Source organism: Azonexus sp. (assembly GCF_049652925.1).
In the GTDB taxonomy this organism is placed as follows: Bacteria; Pseudomonadota; Gammaproteobacteria; order Burkholderiales; family Rhodocyclaceae; genus Azonexus.
The window spans coordinates 44480-61836 of record NZ_JBASFI010000025.1 but is presented as its reverse complement, the minus strand read 5'-3'; the positions used below and the strand labels follow the sequence as shown (position 1 = coordinate 61836).

General features: G+C 60.5%; 13 protein-coding genes. 2 read left to right on the top strand and 11 right to left on the bottom strand.

Features of this window, described 5'->3' with window-relative positions; genetic code table 11:
- Positions 1–52: 52 nt before the first annotated feature.
- The gene (locus tag WBK19_RS13980; protein ID WP_511290714.1) at positions 53–2011 is read left to right on the top strand and encodes a monovalent cation:proton antiporter family protein; all 1959 of its coding nucleotides are present in this window, start codon (positions 53–55) and stop codon (positions 2009–2011) included.
- A gap of 46 nt (positions 2012–2057) precedes the next feature.
- Here WBK19_RS13980 and WBK19_RS13975 read toward each other — a convergent pair whose 3' ends face one another.
- Positions 2058–2726, bottom strand: coding sequence for a prepilin-type N-terminal cleavage/methylation domain-containing protein (locus WBK19_RS13975; protein ID WP_511290712.1), 669 nt, complete (start codon positions 2724–2726; stop codon positions 2058–2060).
- Positions 2727–2854: 128 nt separating this feature from the next.
- On the opposite strand from WBK19_RS13975, the gene WBK19_RS13970 reads away from it, so the two are divergent.
- Entirely contained in the window at positions 2855–4537 is a 1683-nt protein-coding gene (locus tag WBK19_RS13970) for a hypothetical protein (protein WP_511290710.1), read from the top strand.
- On the opposite strand, the gene WBK19_RS13965 is transcribed toward WBK19_RS13970, so the two are convergent.
- The 10 genes from WBK19_RS13965 to mshL all read right to left on the bottom strand — a co-directional run bounded on the left by WBK19_RS13965 (position 4515) and on the right by mshL (position 17334).
- Positions 4515–5807: an adenylate/guanylate cyclase domain-containing protein gene (locus WBK19_RS13965; RefSeq protein ID WP_511290708.1), complete on the bottom strand. Its 1293-nt coding sequence runs from the start codon at positions 5805–5807 to the stop codon at positions 4515–4517. The genes WBK19_RS13970 and WBK19_RS13965 overlap by 23 nt on opposite strands.
- A gap of 94 nt (positions 5808–5901) precedes the next feature.
- The gene (locus WBK19_RS13960; protein ID WP_511290706.1) at positions 5902–6657 is read right to left on the bottom strand and encodes a type II secretion system protein; all 756 of its coding nucleotides are present in this window, start codon (positions 6655–6657) and stop codon (positions 5902–5904) included.
- Entirely contained in the window at positions 6638–8914 is a 2277-nt protein-coding gene (locus WBK19_RS13955; RefSeq protein WP_511290704.1) for a hypothetical protein, read from the bottom strand. Before WBK19_RS13955 ends, WBK19_RS13960 begins: the two co-directional genes overlap by 20 nt.
- Positions 8911–9282, bottom strand: a complete 372-nt coding sequence (locus WBK19_RS13950) for a hypothetical protein (RefSeq protein WP_511290702.1) — start codon at positions 9280–9282, stop codon at positions 8911–8913. The genes WBK19_RS13955 and WBK19_RS13950 overlap by 4 nt, the downstream gene beginning before the upstream one ends.
- The gene (locus WBK19_RS13945) at positions 9279–9881 is read right to left on the bottom strand and encodes a hypothetical protein (RefSeq protein WP_511290700.1); all 603 of its coding nucleotides are present in this window, start codon (positions 9879–9881) and stop codon (positions 9279–9281) included. Before WBK19_RS13945 ends, WBK19_RS13950 begins: the two co-directional genes overlap by 4 nt.
- A complete protein-coding gene (locus WBK19_RS13940) occupies positions 9878–11386 on the bottom strand; it encodes a hypothetical protein (protein ID WP_511290698.1) in 1509 nt (502 codons plus the stop codon). Before WBK19_RS13940 ends, WBK19_RS13945 begins: the two co-directional genes overlap by 4 nt.
- Positions 11383–12582 (bottom strand): type II secretion system F family protein, encoded by a 1200-nt coding sequence (locus WBK19_RS13935; protein ID WP_511290696.1) that lies wholly within the window; start codon positions 12580–12582, stop codon positions 11383–11385. Before WBK19_RS13935 ends, WBK19_RS13940 begins: the two co-directional genes overlap by 4 nt.
- 7 nt (positions 12583–12589) lie before the next feature.
- Positions 12590–14296 carry a GspE/PulE family protein gene (locus WBK19_RS13930; protein WP_511290694.1) on the bottom strand — a complete coding sequence of 569 codons (1707 nt, stop codon included), beginning with the start codon at positions 14294–14296 and terminating at the stop codon, positions 12590–12592.
- Positions 14297–14301: 5 nt separating this feature from the next.
- Complete coding sequence (locus tag WBK19_RS13925) at positions 14302–15528, bottom strand: tetratricopeptide repeat protein (protein WP_511290692.1); 1227 nt, start codon at positions 15526–15528, stop codon at positions 14302–14304.
- A gap of 9 nt (positions 15529–15537) precedes the next feature.
- Complete coding sequence (mshL, locus tag WBK19_RS13920; protein WP_511290690.1) at positions 15538–17334, bottom strand: pilus (MSHA type) biogenesis protein MshL; 1797 nt, start codon at positions 17332–17334, stop codon at positions 15538–15540.
- Between the last annotated feature and the right edge of the window lie 23 nt (positions 17335–17357).

Sequence of the window (17357 nt, the reverse complement as noted above, 5' to 3'; positions counted from 1 at the left end):
GGGCTTGCTGAGGTTATGATGGCCGAAGTATACCCGACTTCCCGCAACGACCTTGAGCGCACTCTCCCTAGTCCTCCTTCTGCTTGGCGCCTCGGTTCTGGCCGTGGTTATCTTTCGTCGTTTCAATTTGCCGCCGGTGCTCGGTTACCTGTTCGTCGGCAGCGTCATCGGTCCGCATGCCCTGAACCTGATGAACGACGTCTATCGGGCCGAGCACCTCGCCGAATTCGGCGTCGTTTTCCTGATGTTCTCCATCGGCCTCGAGTTCTCGCTGCCCAAACTGTATGCGATGAAGCGCATCGTATTTGGCCTCGGTATGTTGCAGGTGATTCTGAGCATGACCCTGGTTGGCGGGCTGGTCATGCTCTTCGGTGTCAGTTGGCAACTGGGCATCGCCCTCGGCGGTGTTTTTGCCATGTCATCGACGGCAGTCCTGACCAAGCTACTGGTCGAGCGTCAGCAACTCGATTCAGCGCACGGGAGGGAGATCATGGGCGTCCTGCTCTTCCAGGATCTGGCCGTGGTTCCGCTGTTGGTCATCATTCCCTCGCTGACTCAGCCGCCGGAAAAACTGGCCATGCTGTTGGCGGTGGCTTTGTTCAAGGCAGTTGTTGTGCTGGCTGTCATTCTTGTCTTCGGCCAGAAGCTGATGCGCAAGTGGTTTCATTTCGTCGCGCGCGCCAAGTCTTCCGAAGTGTTCGTTCTTAACGTGCTGCTGATTACGTTGAGCCTAGCCACCATCACAGAGCTGGCCGGGTTGTCGCTGGCGCTTGGCGCTTTCGTCGCCGGCATGCTGATTTCGGAAACCGAATACAAAATGCAGGTGGAAGAAGACATCAAACCCTTCCGCGATGTGCTGATGGGACTGTTCTTCGTCACCATCGGCGTCAAGCTTGATCTGCATATTCTGGTCGGGTTGTGGTGGCAGGTCTTGCTGGCGCTGCTCGCCTTGTTGCTGATCAAGTCACTGGTGGTCGGCCTGCTTTCGTGGCGTTTGGGCTCCTCCCCTGGCAATGCGATCCGTTCCGGCTTGTGGCTGTGCGCCGGTGGCGAATTCGGTTTTGTGCTGCTCGGCGAGATCGTCAACATGCCCAGGGAAATCCAGCAAGTCGCGTTGACCGTGCTCGTCCTGTCGATGCTCACTGCACCGTTCATTGTTCAGTACAGCGAGCGGATCGTGGTGCGCTTCGTCGCCAGCGAATGGATGATGCGCTCAATGCAATTGACCAAGATCGCGGCTCAGTCGATGGGCGCTGAAAAGCACGTGATTCTCTGCGGTTTCGGCCGGAGCGGGCAGTATCTTGCCCGTTTCCTGAACCAGGAAAACATCACCTATGTGGCCCTTGACCTCGATCCGGATCGCGTCCGGGAGGCCGCGGCTGGTGGTGAGAACGTCGTTTATGGCGATGTCGGCAGGAAAGAAGCCTTGCTGGCAGCTGGCCTGATGCGGGCCAGCGTGGTCATCGTCACCGTCAGCGACACCCCGTTGGCCGAGAAAGTCCTGCATCACGTTCAGGAATCGCGTCCTGACTTGCCGGTGGTTGTCCGTACTTTTGATGAGCGCGATATGGACCGTCTGACCAAGGCGGGTGCAGCAGAAGTTGTCCCGGAAGTGCTGGAGGCCAGTCTGATGCTTGCTTCTCATGCACTGGTGCTGGTTGGGGTCCCGGTCAACCGGGTGCTCAAGCGTATTCGTCAGACACGCTCCCAGCGTTATAGCCTGTTGCGTGGTTTTTATCGCGGCATATCGGACCGCGATCACGATGACGATGATGAACATCACCCACGCCTCCACTCCGTCCTTCTTGTCTCAGGCGCAGCCGGTATTGGGCAGACGCTGGATGCGTTGAATCTTGACGAACTGGATTGTGAAGTCAGCGCCATCCGCCGGCGTGGTATTCGCGCTCTGGAGCCAGCACCGGAAACACGGTTGGAAGAAGGGGATGTGGTTGTCGTCCTTGGCCTCCCCGAGGCCGTGACCGCAGCCGAGGAGCGCCTGCTGCAGAAATGAAAAAGCCCGCCGAAGCGGCGGGCCATGTTGCGTTGTACTTAGGTGCCTACAATCCCATGCAAACCGTATAAGAGGTTGCGTCGTCAATTAATCCAGTGGTCCCGGTGTTGGGAACCGGGCTAACTGCCGTGGTTTGATTTGCGGTTTGAGTGGTCATTGTCTGCATCGAGCCCGTAGCTGTATTGCCATCATCCATTGTGATGTCGAGTTGTTTCGCAAATTTCCCCAAAATACCTTGCGAACATACGATGTACGATCCGCGTAATCCGGTAATCGGCGTGCTGGCTCCGCTGGTGATGCCGATTATGCCGCCATCAGCATTTTTCGGAATGTAGTCGGCAGCGGATGTAACGGTCGGGCCTGCAGCAAGGCCGGCAAGTCGAACATGCTGCCAGAACAGGAAGCTTTCATCGGTGGCTGTTGTGGTATTCCACGCGCCATTTATTACGCCATTCCCGAGGCAACTGCTACAGGTTGCCGTCGTGGCACCGGTGACGTGGGTGCTTGCAGCGGAATCATCTCCGGGCAGCGCTTTGTATTTGTCCTGATAGCCGTAGATAAACAGGGGAATATTTCGGAAGTCGGTTGCAAAGTTCTTAACCTTCGCGCTATTGATCAGCTCCTGGCCCTTTAGTACCCCGCCCAGTAACAGCCCGATAATGACCAGGACAATGGCGATTTCGACAAGGGTGAAGCCTTTTTGTTGGTATTTCATGGCATGCTCCGATTGAATTCTGATTATTCTTCCGCAAATTTCGTGCCTATGCGTTTTGGCGTATATTTGACAATTCTTTACAAAAGGCCGGGAAATAAGTGTCGAGATATGGACAGGTTGTCTGAAATATGAACACCGGGATCGTCGGCCAAATTGCCAGCCGCTTGGCCGCCTGGCCGCATTTTCTGCTGGCCACCCATTTGTTGATGCTTCATGCACTGGCATTTGGCGGATGGAAGATTTCAGCCGTTCGTCTGTTGTGGGTGGTTGCTCTCGGCCTTTTCCTGATTTGGCAACCCTTTGTCGCCGGCGAGCGCCGGATCGAATTGCGACAAGGGGCAGTGTTGCTCGGCGTGGTTCTGGGGTCTACACTCATGCTCGGACCGTGGCTGTTATTGATATGGTGCGGAGCGCTTGCCGCAGCCATTGGTGGGCGGGTGCTGGGGACTGAAAGATCTGGCGAGCGCTCAGGCTATCTTCTGGCATTCGGTTATCTGGTCGGTATCACCGTTCTGGGTGTGATACCTGAAATCTCGCCGGCGGTAGCCATCGATCCGGTCTTGCGCGGATCACTTGCTCGCTTCATGCCGATTTTTCTGCCCTTCCTGCTTGTTTTTCCGGCCCGGGCGCCACAGCGTAAATCTGGCGAAGCCTTCGATCTGTTCTATGGGGTCATGGTTTTTCTTGTCCTCGCTGTTTTTGTATTGGGGGCGCTGGCTTACATGCTGGTTGGCGGAGCTGGTTATGTTGAGGCCTTGTTCAAGACTTCGTTGGCTGTTGCCGGGGCGTTGCTGGTCGTGGCTTGGGCATGGAACCCGCGCGGCGGTTTTTCGGGCATCGGCTCGGCGATTTCACGTTATATGTTGTCGCTCGGCATGCCGCTTGAGCAGTGGCTCGTTCAGCTTTCGGAGGAGAGCGAGCGGCACACCGATCCGGCCCTGTTTCTCGATGCGGTGATGCTCCGTTTGCAAGGCATTCCGTGGGTTGTCGGCGTTTCCTGGCGGGCCGGAGAGCGGGCCGGACAGTCCGGCGAGCAGACCTCGTATGCCCACACCAGCCAAGCGAATGAACTAACGCTGTCGGTCCATTTTTATCACTCACCTTCACCGGCGATGCGCTGGCATGTCGAGTGGTTACTTCGCCTTGCTGTCGAGTTTTATCTGGTCAAGTTGCAGACGCACCGGTTGCAGCGCATGGATTATGTTCAGGCCATTTACGAAACCGGCGCGCGGGTAACGCACGACGTCAAGAATCTGCTCCAGTCCTTGCAAGTCCTTTGCTATGCCGCAAATCAGCCAGGCGATCCGGCTGAGGTTGCGGCCTTGCTGGGCAGACAGTTGCCGCAAATAGCGGATCGCCTGAAAGCGACGCTGGATAAACTGCAATCGCCACAAATCGAGCGTCTGGAGGAGGTGGAGGCTCGCGAGTGGTGGCGTCTGTTCAAGGAGCGTAATGGGCATTCGCAGGTCGAGTGGCTGGGCCAAGCCTCTGCCGGTCACTTCTTGCCCGGCCCGCTATTCGACAGCGTGGCAGAAAACCTGTTGCAGAATGCGCTGGCCAAACGTTTGCGCCAACCGGGTCTGAAGATCAGAGTGCTTTTTGCTGATGGCAGCCTGACAGTCTCGGATGATGGTCAGGCCATTGCACCGTCTTTGGCCAGCGCCTTGTTAAAAGAGCCGGTAAACTCCGAAGACGGTCTGGGAATCGGTTTGTATCACGCAGCACGGCAGGCTGACGGGGTGGGCTATTCACTGGTCCTGGCTGAGAATCGGCCGGGGTGCGTTGCGTTCACCTTGTCGGTCCGCCGATAGGTTGTAGCCCCCGTAAGCCATTCAGGCGATAAACGACGGTATTGCCCTTGCCCTTGAGATAGAGCGTCTGTGGTTCATCGAAAGAAAAATGCTGGGCCAGGCGCAGGTGAGTGGTTGCATCGACGTGGATCATGCCCGGAGTGCCTTCGCTGGTGATACGGCTGGCCAGATTGACGGTGTCGCCCCACAGGTCGTAGATGAACTTCTTCTTGCCGACGACACCGGCGACGACCGGCCCGGTGCCAATGCCGATACGAACATCGAGATGCATGTCATTAACCGTGAAGTCGCGATGCAACAGGTCGCGCATGGCGACGGCCAGTTCGGCGATGGATCGGGTGTAGTTGGTCTGCTCGTTGTTGAGGCCGCCGGCGACCATGTAGGCATCGCCAATGGTTTTGATCTTCTCCATGCCGTAGTGCTCGGCCAGTTCGTCGAATGACGAGAATATCCGGTTGAGCATGGCGAAAACCTGTTGTGGCGTCAGCCCTTCGGCGATACGAGTGAAATTGACGATATCGACGAACATGATCGTGACGTCGGCAAAGCCGTCGGCGATGGCCTGGCTGTCGCGTTTCAGCCGTTCGGCAATCGGACCGGGCAGGATATTGAGTAGCAGGCGTTCGGAACGCTCCTGCTCATCCTGCAGCAGCCGATGTGTTTCTTCAAGGCTGGCCTGCGCCTTGGCTTTCTCCAGAACCGCGTAGCGCAGAAGCAGATAAACGATGCTGGAAATGGCGGCAAAGTTGAGGGCGAAGAAAAAGACGCTGGTCCGGATCGATATTTTTGGGGCGCTGCTGGCCAGGCTGTCGGCCAGGAAGTAGTCGAAAAAGCCGGACAGGGCGGTCAGGAATATGTAGGCGAAGAACCAGGCCAGCGATTCGCGTGCCCCGAAGAAGAGTACAGCGCCGATCGGGGCGAGCAAGCCCCATAGACTCGTGCCGCTCGCCGTGATGAAGTTGCCTATGCTCCACTGCACGGCAAAGGGAGCGAACAGGAAGAGGGCCAGTTGCGAATAGCGGAAGAGGTCGAAATTGCCGCTGCGGAAGTAGTAGAGCAGGTTGCCGACCAGCAGCAACTGGAAAATGAAAGGCGCATTGGCCGAAAATTGCGGCCCCATCTGGCCATACAGGAACAGCCAGAGCATCGAGCCGGTACAGACCAGGCCCGTGGCGAAGACCAGCAGCGATTTCTTCAGGCGCGTTTCTGCATCGTCTTCGGGAAGAATGCCTCCGGAACGCAGTGCGACGAGGAAAGGTAGATGGCTCACGGGATGGGGCGGTCGCTCAGGATTGGCTGGTCGGCTTAGTTTGGCAGTCGGTCGACGCCCGGTCAATATGCCAAAGGGTTGACTGGGGGCTTGTCTAGGGGAGTTTGCCTACGGCAACCAGACGCGACTTGAGCAAGGTGGGGATGATCCAGGTGAGCAGATCGTCGAAGTTTTCGGTTGGCGTGTGGGCGATGAAGGTCAGATCGGCGTTGGCGTTTTCGGCTTCATCGCCGGCGGGGCCGGGTAGCTGGGCGCCGGTTGCCTGGTAGGCGCCGGCACCACGGCTGCCGTGGCTGACAATGACGGCGGGCACGTCGGAGGCGATATCCAAACCGTTGTCCCTCACATTCGCCGTGCCCGCATTGTCCGGTGGTACGGCGGTCGCGCTTCCCGTCGAGAGCGTGAAACTGGCCTGGGCGTCCGCCGCCAACGCCGCGGTGAATTTTGCACTGACAAAATAGGTAAAGCGATTACCCCACGGGTCGGTTTCGGGCAGGCCCAGCGTAACCCAGGGTACTACGCCAAAACGCGAGGCATTGTCGCACGGAGGTGCGAGTGCCCTGCCGGCGTTTGCATCGGTATTGGGCAGGTTGGCGGGGGCCGGGCAGGGTAGCCGTCCGTTGGCCATCGCGTAGCCGATGAGTGCTTCGCGAATGGTTTCCAGTTGCTGCCGTGCCTCCTTGTTCTGAATCTGTTCGCGCTGGCCCGACAAGCCGAACATGAGGCCGCCGGCCAGCAGGGCGACAATGACCAGCACGATGGTCAGTTCGACAAGCGAAAAGCCGCCATGCCGGGCCGGGACAGGCAGGGAGTGGCGGTAAGCGGCTGGTTCAGTAGGCAATACGGTCATTGAATGAGGGACCAACGGTCTCGACGATGAAACGGGATATTGGCGCCAGGGCGTCGCCATTGCGAGATGGATCGCCATTGCCCTTCTCCAGATATTGGCTGACATCGGGGCTTGGCCGAAGCTGCGAGGATAAGGCGCGACCGGCGCCGACGATAACTGCGCGGTGGGCGCCGGCGCCGTTGACGGTCAGCGTGCCGTTTGGCGGTCGCACCTGTGCGCTGATCTGGTAGAAGAACAAGGTCTTCCAGTTGCCTTGTGTCCACCAGTTGCCCTGGCTGCTGGTAGGGGCCAGAAAGGCGCATCCGTTGCCGGACCACTGGGTCGGGATGGTGGCCTGGGCAAAACTGGTTTGCAGGCTATCGTCGAGAGCGTCGGCTGCGGCGATCAAGGTGTCAAGGCGGTTCCGCAGGGTGTCGATGGCGGCTGCGATTTCTGCGCTGGTGGCGCTTGTATTTCCCAGCACCGCGATGGCGCCGCTGCTGCCATCGAAACTGTTCAGCAAGCGACTGGCTGCCGTGTAGGCCGAACTGTCGCGGTTTTCCTGAGCGACCTGCCCGCCGACGATTCCCTTGCGCGCCTTGCCGGCGAGGTCGGGCGTCAGTTCGATAGCAATCGAAACCCAAGCTTGCAGGATATTGATGGTCTTGGTCAGATTGCGCGCGGCGGTTACGTTGGCTGGCGCCGTGTTCTGCGCCGTGGCGAGCAAATTGATCGCCACTGTGATCGATTCGAGCGCGACATTGTCTGCCGTGCTGCCCGGCGTTGCGGCATCGCGACTGGCTTGCACGACGGGTGCGATGGATTGGCTGGCAATCAGCAGGGCTTCGGTGTCCTCCCTGGCCAGCTTGACTGCTTCGCTGGACAACAGTTTTTTGGCAGTATTCAGGCTGCTGGCAGCCGTGGTGGCCAGTGTAAAGGCGCTCGAAATGACACTATTGATGGCGACATCCGTTGTTTGACTGTTGTCTAGAAGGCCGTTTCTGAGAGGGGTGACCGCGTCCAGAACGTTTTTGACTTGCGTGCTGGTCGGCTGGGCATGAAGTTGCGAGAGCTTGCTTTCGATGTTCTGGTTCAACAGTATCAACTTGCCGACGAAAAGGTCGAAGCCGCTGTCGGCGAGCGCCGTCTGGAATGCGTCGAGGGTCGCCTGGCTGGCCGTGATGGCGGGCGGAATGGTTGGCGCCAGCGTGCCGTAGATCGGCGCGCTGGCGGTGGCCGAATCGAAGGTGTTTTCGAGTTGGGTCAGGCTCTGTCCGGCGCGGGAGGCCGAGTCGTACAGTGCGACGGCGGCCAGGAAAATGCGGTCGTACAGGGCCAGCGCGTTGGCTGCTTCGGCTTGCAGTGCCAACAGGGTAGCGGTCGTCGGTGCCTGCGACTGAGCCAGGGTCGTTTGCAGTTCGCGCAAGCTTAGGGTGGAGCGCTGCAACGACTGTTCCGGGTTGCCGGGCTGGGTGTCGGGCAGCATCCCGAACAGCGATCCGGTGCTTCCGGGGGCATTGGTAATGCGTGTTGTGACATTTGCCGTGTTGGTCAGTGTTTGCTCGTTGATACGCGAAAACGGGGCGGGCCACGGGTAGGTGTTGGTGCTGCGGGAATGTTGCTCGAGACAGGTGCGCAGTTCGTTGGCGATACGCTGTTCGACGGCGGCCATGAGTTCCTGGCGGGTGATGGCGATGACAATGTCGTTATCTTCGGCGGTGCTGAGCTCGTTGATGCGGTCGTAGTTGAAGAAATAGTTGTCACCATCGGCGTTGCGGGTGTCGGGGGCTCCGCGTGTGGCGATGATGACGGCAGCGATGTCATTGCTGTTGCTGCCGGCTGGAACGTCGAGGCGCAACGTGGTCGAGGTATCGCTGTTGAGAACGACGTTGGGGCTCTGGCCGCCGAAGGTCGGGGTCATGTGGTAGCGGAATTTTCCGCCCTGGGCGTCGGTGTTTTCGCTGAGGTCGAGCGTCTTCCATGGCAGCCAGCCACTGTAGCTGTCGCAGTCGTCGCGAGACAGCAGCGGTGAATTGCCGTCGCCGACCAGGTCGGGACAGAGCAGGCGGCCGGGCCGCGTGGCATCGTTGACGGCATGGGCGATGACGGCCTCCTTGGCCTGTGCCAGGCGTTGCAGGACGGTGTCGCGCTCCTGATACGCTGTGCCGCCGAGGTTGCTGCTGCGATAGAAAGCATAGCCGCCGGCGAGCAGGAGCATGACGAGCAGGGCGATGAGTGCAACGCCCCTTTGCGCGGAGGGGGGGGCGCAGTGATTCATTTTGTGCTGCCGCCGCGTTTTATGTCGATACGGCCGCTGCCGATTACGCTTTCGCGCTCACCGGTTGCCGGGTTGAAGGTGTCGCCGACCGGTACGCGCGGGGGCGGGGTGGTGCCTTCCCAGTCGGCTTCGCCGTTGATCCAGCGGGTGCGTCGGCCATTGCTGCTGCGCACTTCGCCGTTGATGGTCTGGCTGGCTTCGTTGTCGCCGGAATTGGGCTGGAAGCCGGGGTTGTGCTGGCGCTGGGCATCGAGTCTCGCCCGTTGCTGCGGGTCGAGGAAAAGGCGGCCGAGCGGCGATTCTTGGGCAAAGCTGGGTGTGACGGCCAGCGCCAAAAGGAGATGGATGATCAGTCGGGCCGGGCTCATTTTTTTCCACTCGCCGGGCGGGACGTCAGCCACTGCATGTCGCATTCGGCGCCGAGCTGGGCCATGACTTCGCGGCCATTTGCCTGACTGGGCAGGGGTGCCAGCTTGCAGCTACGGACGATGACCAGGGCCCTGGCATTTTTCTCGACGCGGGCCAGGAAATTGAGCAGGTCTTCTTCGTGCAGGAGGCGGAGTTTCACGTGTAGGGGGCTGCTGAACCACGTATAGGTGGTGTCGTCGCCCTTGTCGAGGCTGGTCTGGGCGCCGAATTCGTAGCTCATGCCCGGGATGCGCAACTCGCGTTGTGTTTCGCGGAGCATTTCCATCCAGTCGAGCCGTTTTTCATCGCCGGTGATGCCGGAGTGTTGCAGTTGCTGCAGGAGTTGGGTTCGATCCCGGATTTCCTGCTCTTCGGTGCGGACCTGACGCAGGCGTTGCTCGATCTGGTTCTTGGCGGCTGTTGCGGCGCTGCGCTCTTGCTCGGCCTTGCCGGCGTCGAGCTGGCTGCCCCAGACGAGCAGGCCGGCGACGATGAACATGGCCAGCGCGGCGAGCAGCGGCAGCCAGAGTTTCGGGAGATCGCGGCCGGTCAGTTTCATGGCGCGACTTTCCTGACGATTTCGACGGCAAACTGCCGCGGCTGGGCTTCTTCGTCCAGCCCGTCGCCGCCGCGCAGGGCGCGTCCTGATTCGATGTCGAAGGGGCGTTGCAGGACGTTGATGGTGTTGCCAGGGTCGGCGCGCAGGGCGTCGACAAACTGATCGAAGACGGCCAGGGTTTGCCGGGTCGTCGCTCGCTCAAGATGGATGGAGCCGCGGACGGTGGTGATTTCTGGCTCGCTAACCTGGGTTCCCACGGTCAACCGGGAATTTTGCCCATTTTTCCAATCGATGCCTTCGAGCATGATGGCTGGCATGCGATCTAGAACCCGGCTCACCATGCGGTAGCTTGGGGTCGGTTGGCGCTGCTGGGCGACGAGTTCGCCATAGCGGGTGGTCAGTCGGCGTAACGTCTCGTGGTCGACGTCCAGTTGTGGGAAGGTGGCCGAGATTTCCTGATAGCGCCGGTTGAGATCGGTTTCGTTGGCGATCAGCGCACTGGCTTCGGCCCGCAGGCTTCGGGCCTCGTAGGTTTCCTTGGCGGCAAATAGAACGCCCCCGAGCAGGGCGATCAGGCCGGCCGCGAAGAGGCCGTGGCGGATTTGCGACAGACGGAAATGATGGCGATGCGTTTCGCCGGCGAACTGCTGGGCGGGCGGGGCCGTTGCCAGCAGATGCAGGAAAAGCAGGTCGCTGCGATTGTCGGCGGGAAGCGTGCGCAACTTGAGCTTGCCGGCGGCGACATGGCTGTCGATCAGCCTGAAACTCAGCGGGCTGTGTTCCGGGCAGGCCTTTTCAATGGCCGGGATGGTCGCCGGATGGGCGACGATGAATGCCGGCAGGCTTTCGTCGCGACCGATCAGACGCTGGCCGATCAGGTACTGGTGCAGCTTGCCCGATTCGGCCGCCAAGGCGCTGGCGATGCCGGCAATGCTGCTGTCGGTGAGCGGGGCCATGCGCGAAAAGTGGGCGTGGCCGTCAACCAGGTAGGTCTCGCGGATCGAATGATCCTGCACGGTGAGCAGCAGGCAGCGGCCGCTTTCCTGCCCCAGCTTCTTGAGTAGCTGGCCGCCGAGTTGGGCCACCGTGTAAATACCGGCCAGCGGCACCTCGGCATCGCTTATCCGGCGTAGCCATGGCTCGAAATGGGCCGGGTTGGTGAGGGCCGAAAGGAGCAGCTTTTCGTTCTTGCGCTGGCTTTTCTCATAGCCCAGCGAAATGGCTGCGGCGAGCGGCGTGCCGAGAAAATGCTGGCCGATCTTGCGGGTAATCAGCGTTTGCCGGTCGCCACCCTGCAGGAAGGGGATAGTTTCCAGCACATGGCCTTCCTCGGCGACATTGGCCAGCAGCGAGAACTGGCTGCTGCTGTGCTCCTGGAGGTATTCGGCAAATAGCCGCAGGCCGTCCTCGTCGTTGTCGAACATCCCCTCGGCGCGCAGGCTGCCTTGCTGCCAGGCGTGGGCCGATAGGCGATGGGTGTTGAGATAGAGGAGGCGGCAGCTCACGTTTTGATCTTGCTGATGACGTCGTAAATGGGGCCGATGACCGACAGCATAATCCAGCCGAGCAGGGCGCCCATGAAAAGCGTCAGCATCGGCTCGATCAGCGCCTGCGCCTTGCCGACCGATTCCTTGACGTCGCGGTTGTAGAAATAGCTGACGTTGAGCAGCGCCTTGTCCAGCCCGCCTGTGCTTTCGCCAATGCGCAGCATGCGCACGACGAGTGGCGGAAACATGCCGACATCGCGGAAGGCGCTGGCCACGTTCTGGCCTTCGCGGATTGATTGTTCGACGCGCTCGAGCGCCTTGCGTACGACGTGGTTGCCGACCACAGCCTGGGTGGTCCGGATCGACTCGAGTACCGGAATGCCGGAGGCGTAGAGCATGGCGAAGGTGTTGGCAAAACGGGAGAGGATGATCTTTTTCAGAATCGGTCCGATGACCGGCAGACTCAGTTTGATGCCATCCAGGCGGACACGCGCCAGCGGGTTGCTGCGCAGCACGGCCTGCAAGGTAATGACGGCAATGATCGGCAGCGCCAGGAAAACGTACCAGTAGCTGACCAGCAGGTCGGAGATGAAAAACAGCAGCTTGGTGTGCGGTGGCAGCACCTGGCCCATGTTCTTCACGAACAGCTTGAGCTGCGGGACCATGTAGATCATCAGGAAGAAGGTGGCGGAGAGCACGATGGTCGCCACGAAAGCCGGGTACATCAGCAGCTTTTTCGTGTGCGAGGCCAGTTCGTCTTCCCATTTCAGCGATTCGGCCAGGCTGGCCAGCACGTCGGGCAGCTGGCCGCTGGCCTCGCCGGCGCGAATCAGGTTGCAGAACACCTGGCTGAAGATTTCCGGATGGGCGTTCATGGCCTGCGACAAGGTCTGGCCGCCTTCGATGCTTTCGATCAGTCCGGCCATCACTTCGCGGAAGCGGGGGTGGTCTACCGAGTCGCGCAGATCGGTCAGCCCTTCGAGGATGGGGACCCCGGCCCGGGTCAGGTGTTCGAGGTGGAAGCAGAAATTGATCAGCTCCGGCCGCGGTACGCGCTGCGCGCCGAACAGGGCACGATGCATGATTGGCGAGCCGGTGATCAGATCGAGATTCATGCGCTTCAGGCGCATTTCGAGATCGACCAGATTGATCGCATCGAGTCGTCCGTAGGTCATCCGACCTTCGACACTGACTGCCTTGTAATCGAACAGCATGGCCCGCCTACATCCGGTCGGTCAGATCGACGACGCGGGCCAGTTCTTCAAGCGAAGTCGTGCCGTTCAGCACGCGCTGCATGCCGTCGTCGGCCAGCGTGGTGAAGCCTTGCAGCAGCGCCCGCGAGCGGATTTCGTGGGTGGTGGCGCGGCGGGCGATCAACTCGTCGATGCCGGCGTCGATGCGCAGCAGTTCCATGATCGCGATGCGGCCGCGGTAACCCTGGAAGTCGCACAATTCGCAACCGGTGGCGCGGAACAACACCGGCCGCGGGCCGTCACCAAGGTCGCCAAGGAGGCGGATCTCATGCGGTTCGGCGTGATACGGTGATTTGCAGTGCTCGCACAGGCGGCGGATCAGGCGCTGGGCGATGATCCCGATGATGTTGCCGGCCATCACGTCGGGCAGCACACCGATGTCGAGCAGGCGCGGCACGGCGCCGATGGCCGAATTGGTGTGCAGGGTCGTGTACACCTGGTGGCCCGTCATCGCCGCGCGAAAGGCCATTTCGGCCGTTTCGGCATCGCGTACCTCGCCGACCAGGATGACGTCCGGATCCTGTCGCATCATCGAGCGGATGCCGTTGGCGAAATCGAGCTTGGCGGTTTCCGAGACCGAGGTCTGGCGGACCATCGCCATCGGGTATTCGACTGGGTCTTCGAGGGTCATGATGTGGATGCCCTCGGAATTGATGTGGTTGAGCACCGAGTACAGCGTCGTCGTCTTGCCGCTGCCGGTCGGCCCGGTAACAAGGATGATGCCCTCGGGCCGCGAAATCATGAGCTTGAGCTGGTGCAAATGCTCCTCGGCCAAACCCAGCCCTTCGAGCGGGACGATGCCCTTCTGCCGGTCGAGAATACGCAGGACGATGTTTTCGCCATGGATGGTCGGCTGGCTGGCCACACGGAAATCGATCGGCCGGCCGGAAACGGTGAGGCTGATCCGGCCATCCTGCGGCGCCCGCATTTCGGCGATGTTCATGCCGGAAAGCACCTTGATGCGCACCGTCATCGCCGGCCAGTAGGACTTATGCAGGGCACGAATCTGGCGCAGCATGCCGTCGATGCGATAGCGGATGCGCAGGAAATTCGCTTCCGGTTCGAAGTGGATGTCCGAGGCCTCGCGCTTGACCGCGTCGGTGAGGATCGAGTCGATCAGGCGAACAACTGGCTGGCTGTATTCGTCGTCGGTGGTGGACAGGCTCTGCCAGTCGATTTCGCCGGTTTCGATCTCGTGCAGGATGCCGTCGATCGACAGTTCGTGACCGTAGTACTGGTCAATGGCGTGGTCGATTTCCGATTCGCCGCCGAGCAGCGTTTCAATTTCGGTGCCTTCTTCCAGTTGACCGCGGACACGGTCGAGACCAACGATATCGTTGATGTCCGAAATGGCCAGCGTCAGGCGGCGGTTCGGGATGTCGTAGTCGAGTGGCAGCAGGTGGTGGCGTTTGGCCAGATCGCGCGGCACCAGCTTGAGCGCCTGCGGATCGACAACGGCGTGCGACAGGTCGATGCTCTGCTTGCCCAGGTTTTCGGACAGCGCCTGGCGCAGCGTGGCCTCGGTGACGAAGCCGAGAGAAACCAGCAACTTGCCGATCGGCTGGTTTTGCTTCATCTGCTCCAGGAGTGCAATGCGCAGCTGGTCTTCCGACAAAATGCCTTCGGAAATGAGAATCTGGCCGAGCGGGCGGTGCTGGAGGGTGGATGTGCTCATGGGCGTTATGGCTGAAGCTCGCCCAGCCGCTTCTGGACATTGTCGCGGGAGAAGCCCGCCGGGCGTTTGGCCGATGCTTCGAGTGCCAGCCGATAGTGCTGAGCTGCGAGGCGCGGTTGGCGCAGGTGATCGAGGCTGACGGCCAGGTTGAAGAGGTAGTCCGGGTTGTCGCCTTCGGCTGCCACAGCGTTGAAATAGACCTGCTGCGCCTCGGCCCAGCGGCCTTGGCGAGAGTAGAGATTGCCGAGCGCAAAATTGAGCGGCGCCGATTCCGGCTGGCTGGAGAGCAGCGATTTCAAACGGCTTTCGGCCATGTATGGGTCGGCATTCGCGGATTGGTTGTTGAGTATGGCGGCCTGCGTCGCCGGATCGCTGGGATTGGCCACCAGCGCCCGCTGGCGCAAATTATCGGCGTCCGCCGCGCGCCCCTGGCGATGGGCAATGGCAGCGAGCGCGAGCAGGGCATCGGTGTTGTTCGGGTCGCGTTGCAGCGCCTGTTCGAATTCCCGGCGTGACAGTTCGGTATCGCCGCGTTGCAGGCTGGCGTGGCCGCGCGCCAGATTGGCGTCAGGTTCCGGCTGGGTGCGCGTCAGGCGAATCGGGGGGGAGGCTTCGCCATCGGGCGCCAACATCGGTGCCGGGCGGGCTTCCCGTCGCGGGAAAAGCGGCGCTGCGGCCGGCTCGGTAGTCGTTTCCACGGTCGACCGGGAAAAAGGGGCTAAATCCAAAGGCGGGGCGGGCTGAACTGCCGGTCCGGCCCGGGGCGGCGATGGCTGCGCCATGCCCACCGGTGTGCTGACCGCCAGCGATCCACGGTTCATTGAATTCATTTGATACCAGACATAGCCTCCAATGGTGATGCCGGCAATGCCGAGCGTGCCAAGAGCCAGCCAGAGTGGAAGTCGCGACGGTGTGGCCGGGGGCTGCTTGGCGGCAAAGGCGTTGCGCACGGACTCACGTGCCTCGGCGGGCCTGGCTTGCGGGGTTGCGCGGGCTTCGACGGCGGCCGGGCGAGGTTCGGGGAGTGCCGACTTGGCCAGCTCGGCATCGACAGCAGCGAGATGCGAGGCAAGGTCCGGCAACGGATTGGGCGAAGTCTTTGCCGGCTCCTGTGCAATCGGTTCAAGGCTGAGCATGTCGCTGGCCGTTGGCAGCATTCCCCCTTGCGGGTTGCGGGCAGATTCCAGCTTGGCGTTTTCCGCCCGTCGCAGAGCATCCATCAGCAGGCTCATGCGCGGGCCTCAGCGGCTCGGAGTGATATTGAAGGGCTGCGCTTCATTCGGCTGAGCGAAAAAATTCTGTCCGGGCAGGTGGTGGCGCAAGGCCGCGTAGTCACCATCGAGGCTGGCGTCCTTGATGACCACGGGACGGAGGAAAATGACCAGTTCAGTCTTCTGGGCTGCGTTGTTCCGGTTATTCACCAGTTCGCCGGCCAGCGGGATTTGCCCGAGCAGCGGGACGCGCTGATTCTGGTAGTCGATCTTGTCTTCCATCAGGCCGCCAAGAATGGCGATGTTGCCGCTGGCAACTCGCATCACCGATTCGATCTCGCGGGTCCGGATGACTGGGACAGGATTTTCGATGGCGTTTTTCTTGAGGTCGGGGTTGGGGTCGAGCACTTCGCGAGCGACGGAAGTAATTGTCGGGCGGACGTTGAGCGTCACGTCATCGCCGTCGCTGATTTGCGGCGTGACGCTGACGACGAGGCCGACCGAAACGGATTGCGGCGTCGTCGTATAGGTGGTGGTCGTGCCGACGTTGGCGGTCGTTGTCGTGTCGGCCTTGACGCTGAAATAGACGTAGTTTTCAACGACCTTCAGCAGCGCTGACTGGTTGTTCATGACCGAAACGCGCGGGCTGGAAAGCACCTTGGTATTGCCGAAAGTGTTCAGCATGGTGACAAGCGCAGTTGAGTCCTCACTACCGTTAGGGGTGTATTTCAGATTCGTGGCGTTGCCAGTCAAGGTGTTGCCGATGAAACTGATGGCACCCCCTCGAGTCAGATGTGTCCAGTTGATACCTTGCTGATAGCCATCCTTGAGCGTGACCTCGACGATGGTCGCCTCGATCAGAACCTGTTTCCTGGCCGAGTTGGAAACGCGATCCACAAACTCCTGAATCCGATCATGCTGGCGTTGTGTCGCGCGCACCGTAATGATGCCGCTTTCGGCGTTCATGATGACTGATGCGGCTTCACGAAAGGTGCTGCGGCGCTCAATTGAAGTACCGGTCGCCTGACTTGCTGTATTTGGATTGGGATTGGCTTGCAAGGCATTGGCAATGGCCTGGGCTGCTCGTTGCCCGGTGCCTTGAGGCAGAGCGGCGGCACCTGTCGCGGTTTGCGCCGTGGATTTCTCAATGACGGTTTCGCTTGATCCTTCCGGGAAGACCTTGTCTGTCTCGCGCAGGATGTCCTTGATGTTCTTTTCCAGCGACTCCCAGAATTGATTGCGGGAGGTGTTTTCAATGCGCGTGTTGGAAATGTTTCCACCCCCTCCGGTGGCCTGTGCGCTTGTGTTTCCCGAGCTACCAGTCGTTCCGGTGGCAATCTGGGTGTTGGTCGAGACCGTGCCCGTGACATTGCGTGCCATGTTCACGTAATCGACCTTGTAGTGTTTCAGGAAAGGCGAATCGGGCATGACGGCGAGGTTCGGGCCGTCCAGTTCGAAGCGCATGTCGACCTGTTTCGAAATCCGGGTCAGCAGTTGCGGCAAAGTCTGGTCAATGGCATTCAGGGTGACCGTGCCGGTTATGCCGGGGTGAATGTCCACGTTGGTCTTGGCGTCGCGGGCCAGGGCAAAGAGCAGCTCGCGAACCGGAACGTTATTGACGACAACACTGTAGGTTTCTGCCTTGCGGGTTGCGCGCGGCATGGGCAGGGCCAGTGTTTGCTGGACCGGGGCGGGTATGTTGGCTGATGCCACCGGAACCGTGCTTTCCGTATTCAGGTGCCCCTTCAGCGGTTCGCGCGGGGTTGGCGCCGCGCAGGCGGCCAGCAGGAAAGAAACGAGCGTTACGCTGATGAAACCGATTTTCATCGGGTTTTGCCTTGTCTGAGCGG

Bases quoted from the DNA above. Each gene is read 5' to 3' on its own strand.
- WBK19_RS13925 (WP_511290692.1), bottom strand. From the start codon at position 15,528: ATGAGCCTGCTGATGGATGCTCTGCGACGGGCGGAAAACGCCAAGCTG.
- WBK19_RS13935 (WP_511290696.1), bottom strand. From the start codon at position 12,582: ATGCTGTTCGATTACAAGGCAGTCAGTGTCGAAGGTCGGATGACCTAC.
- mshL (WP_511290690.1), bottom strand. From the start codon at position 17,334: ATGAAAATCGGTTTCATCAGCGTAACGCTCGTTTCTTTCCTGCTGGCC.
- WBK19_RS13930 (WP_511290694.1), bottom strand. From the start codon at position 14,296: ATGAGCACATCCACCCTCCAGCACCGCCCGCTCGGCCAGATTCTCATT.
- WBK19_RS13945 (WP_511290700.1), bottom strand. From the start codon at position 9,881: ATGAAACTGACCGGCCGCGATCTCCCGAAACTCTGGCTGCCGCTGCTC.
- WBK19_RS13960 (WP_511290706.1), bottom strand. From the start codon at position 6,657: ATGACCGTATTGCCTACTGAACCAGCCGCTTACCGCCACTCCCTGCCT.
- WBK19_RS13950 (WP_511290702.1), bottom strand. From the start codon at position 9,282: ATGAGCCCGGCCCGACTGATCATCCATCTCCTTTTGGCGCTGGCCGTC.
- WBK19_RS13970 (WP_511290710.1), top strand. From the start codon at position 2,855: ATGAACACCGGGATCGTCGGCCAAATTGCCAGCCGCTTGGCCGCCTGG.
- WBK19_RS13955 (WP_511290704.1), bottom strand. From the start codon at position 8,914: ATGAATCACTGCGCCCCCCCCTCCGCGCAAAGGGGCGTTGCACTCATC.
- WBK19_RS13975 (WP_511290712.1), bottom strand. From the start codon at position 2,726: ATGAAATACCAACAAAAAGGCTTCACCCTTGTCGAAATCGCCATTGTC.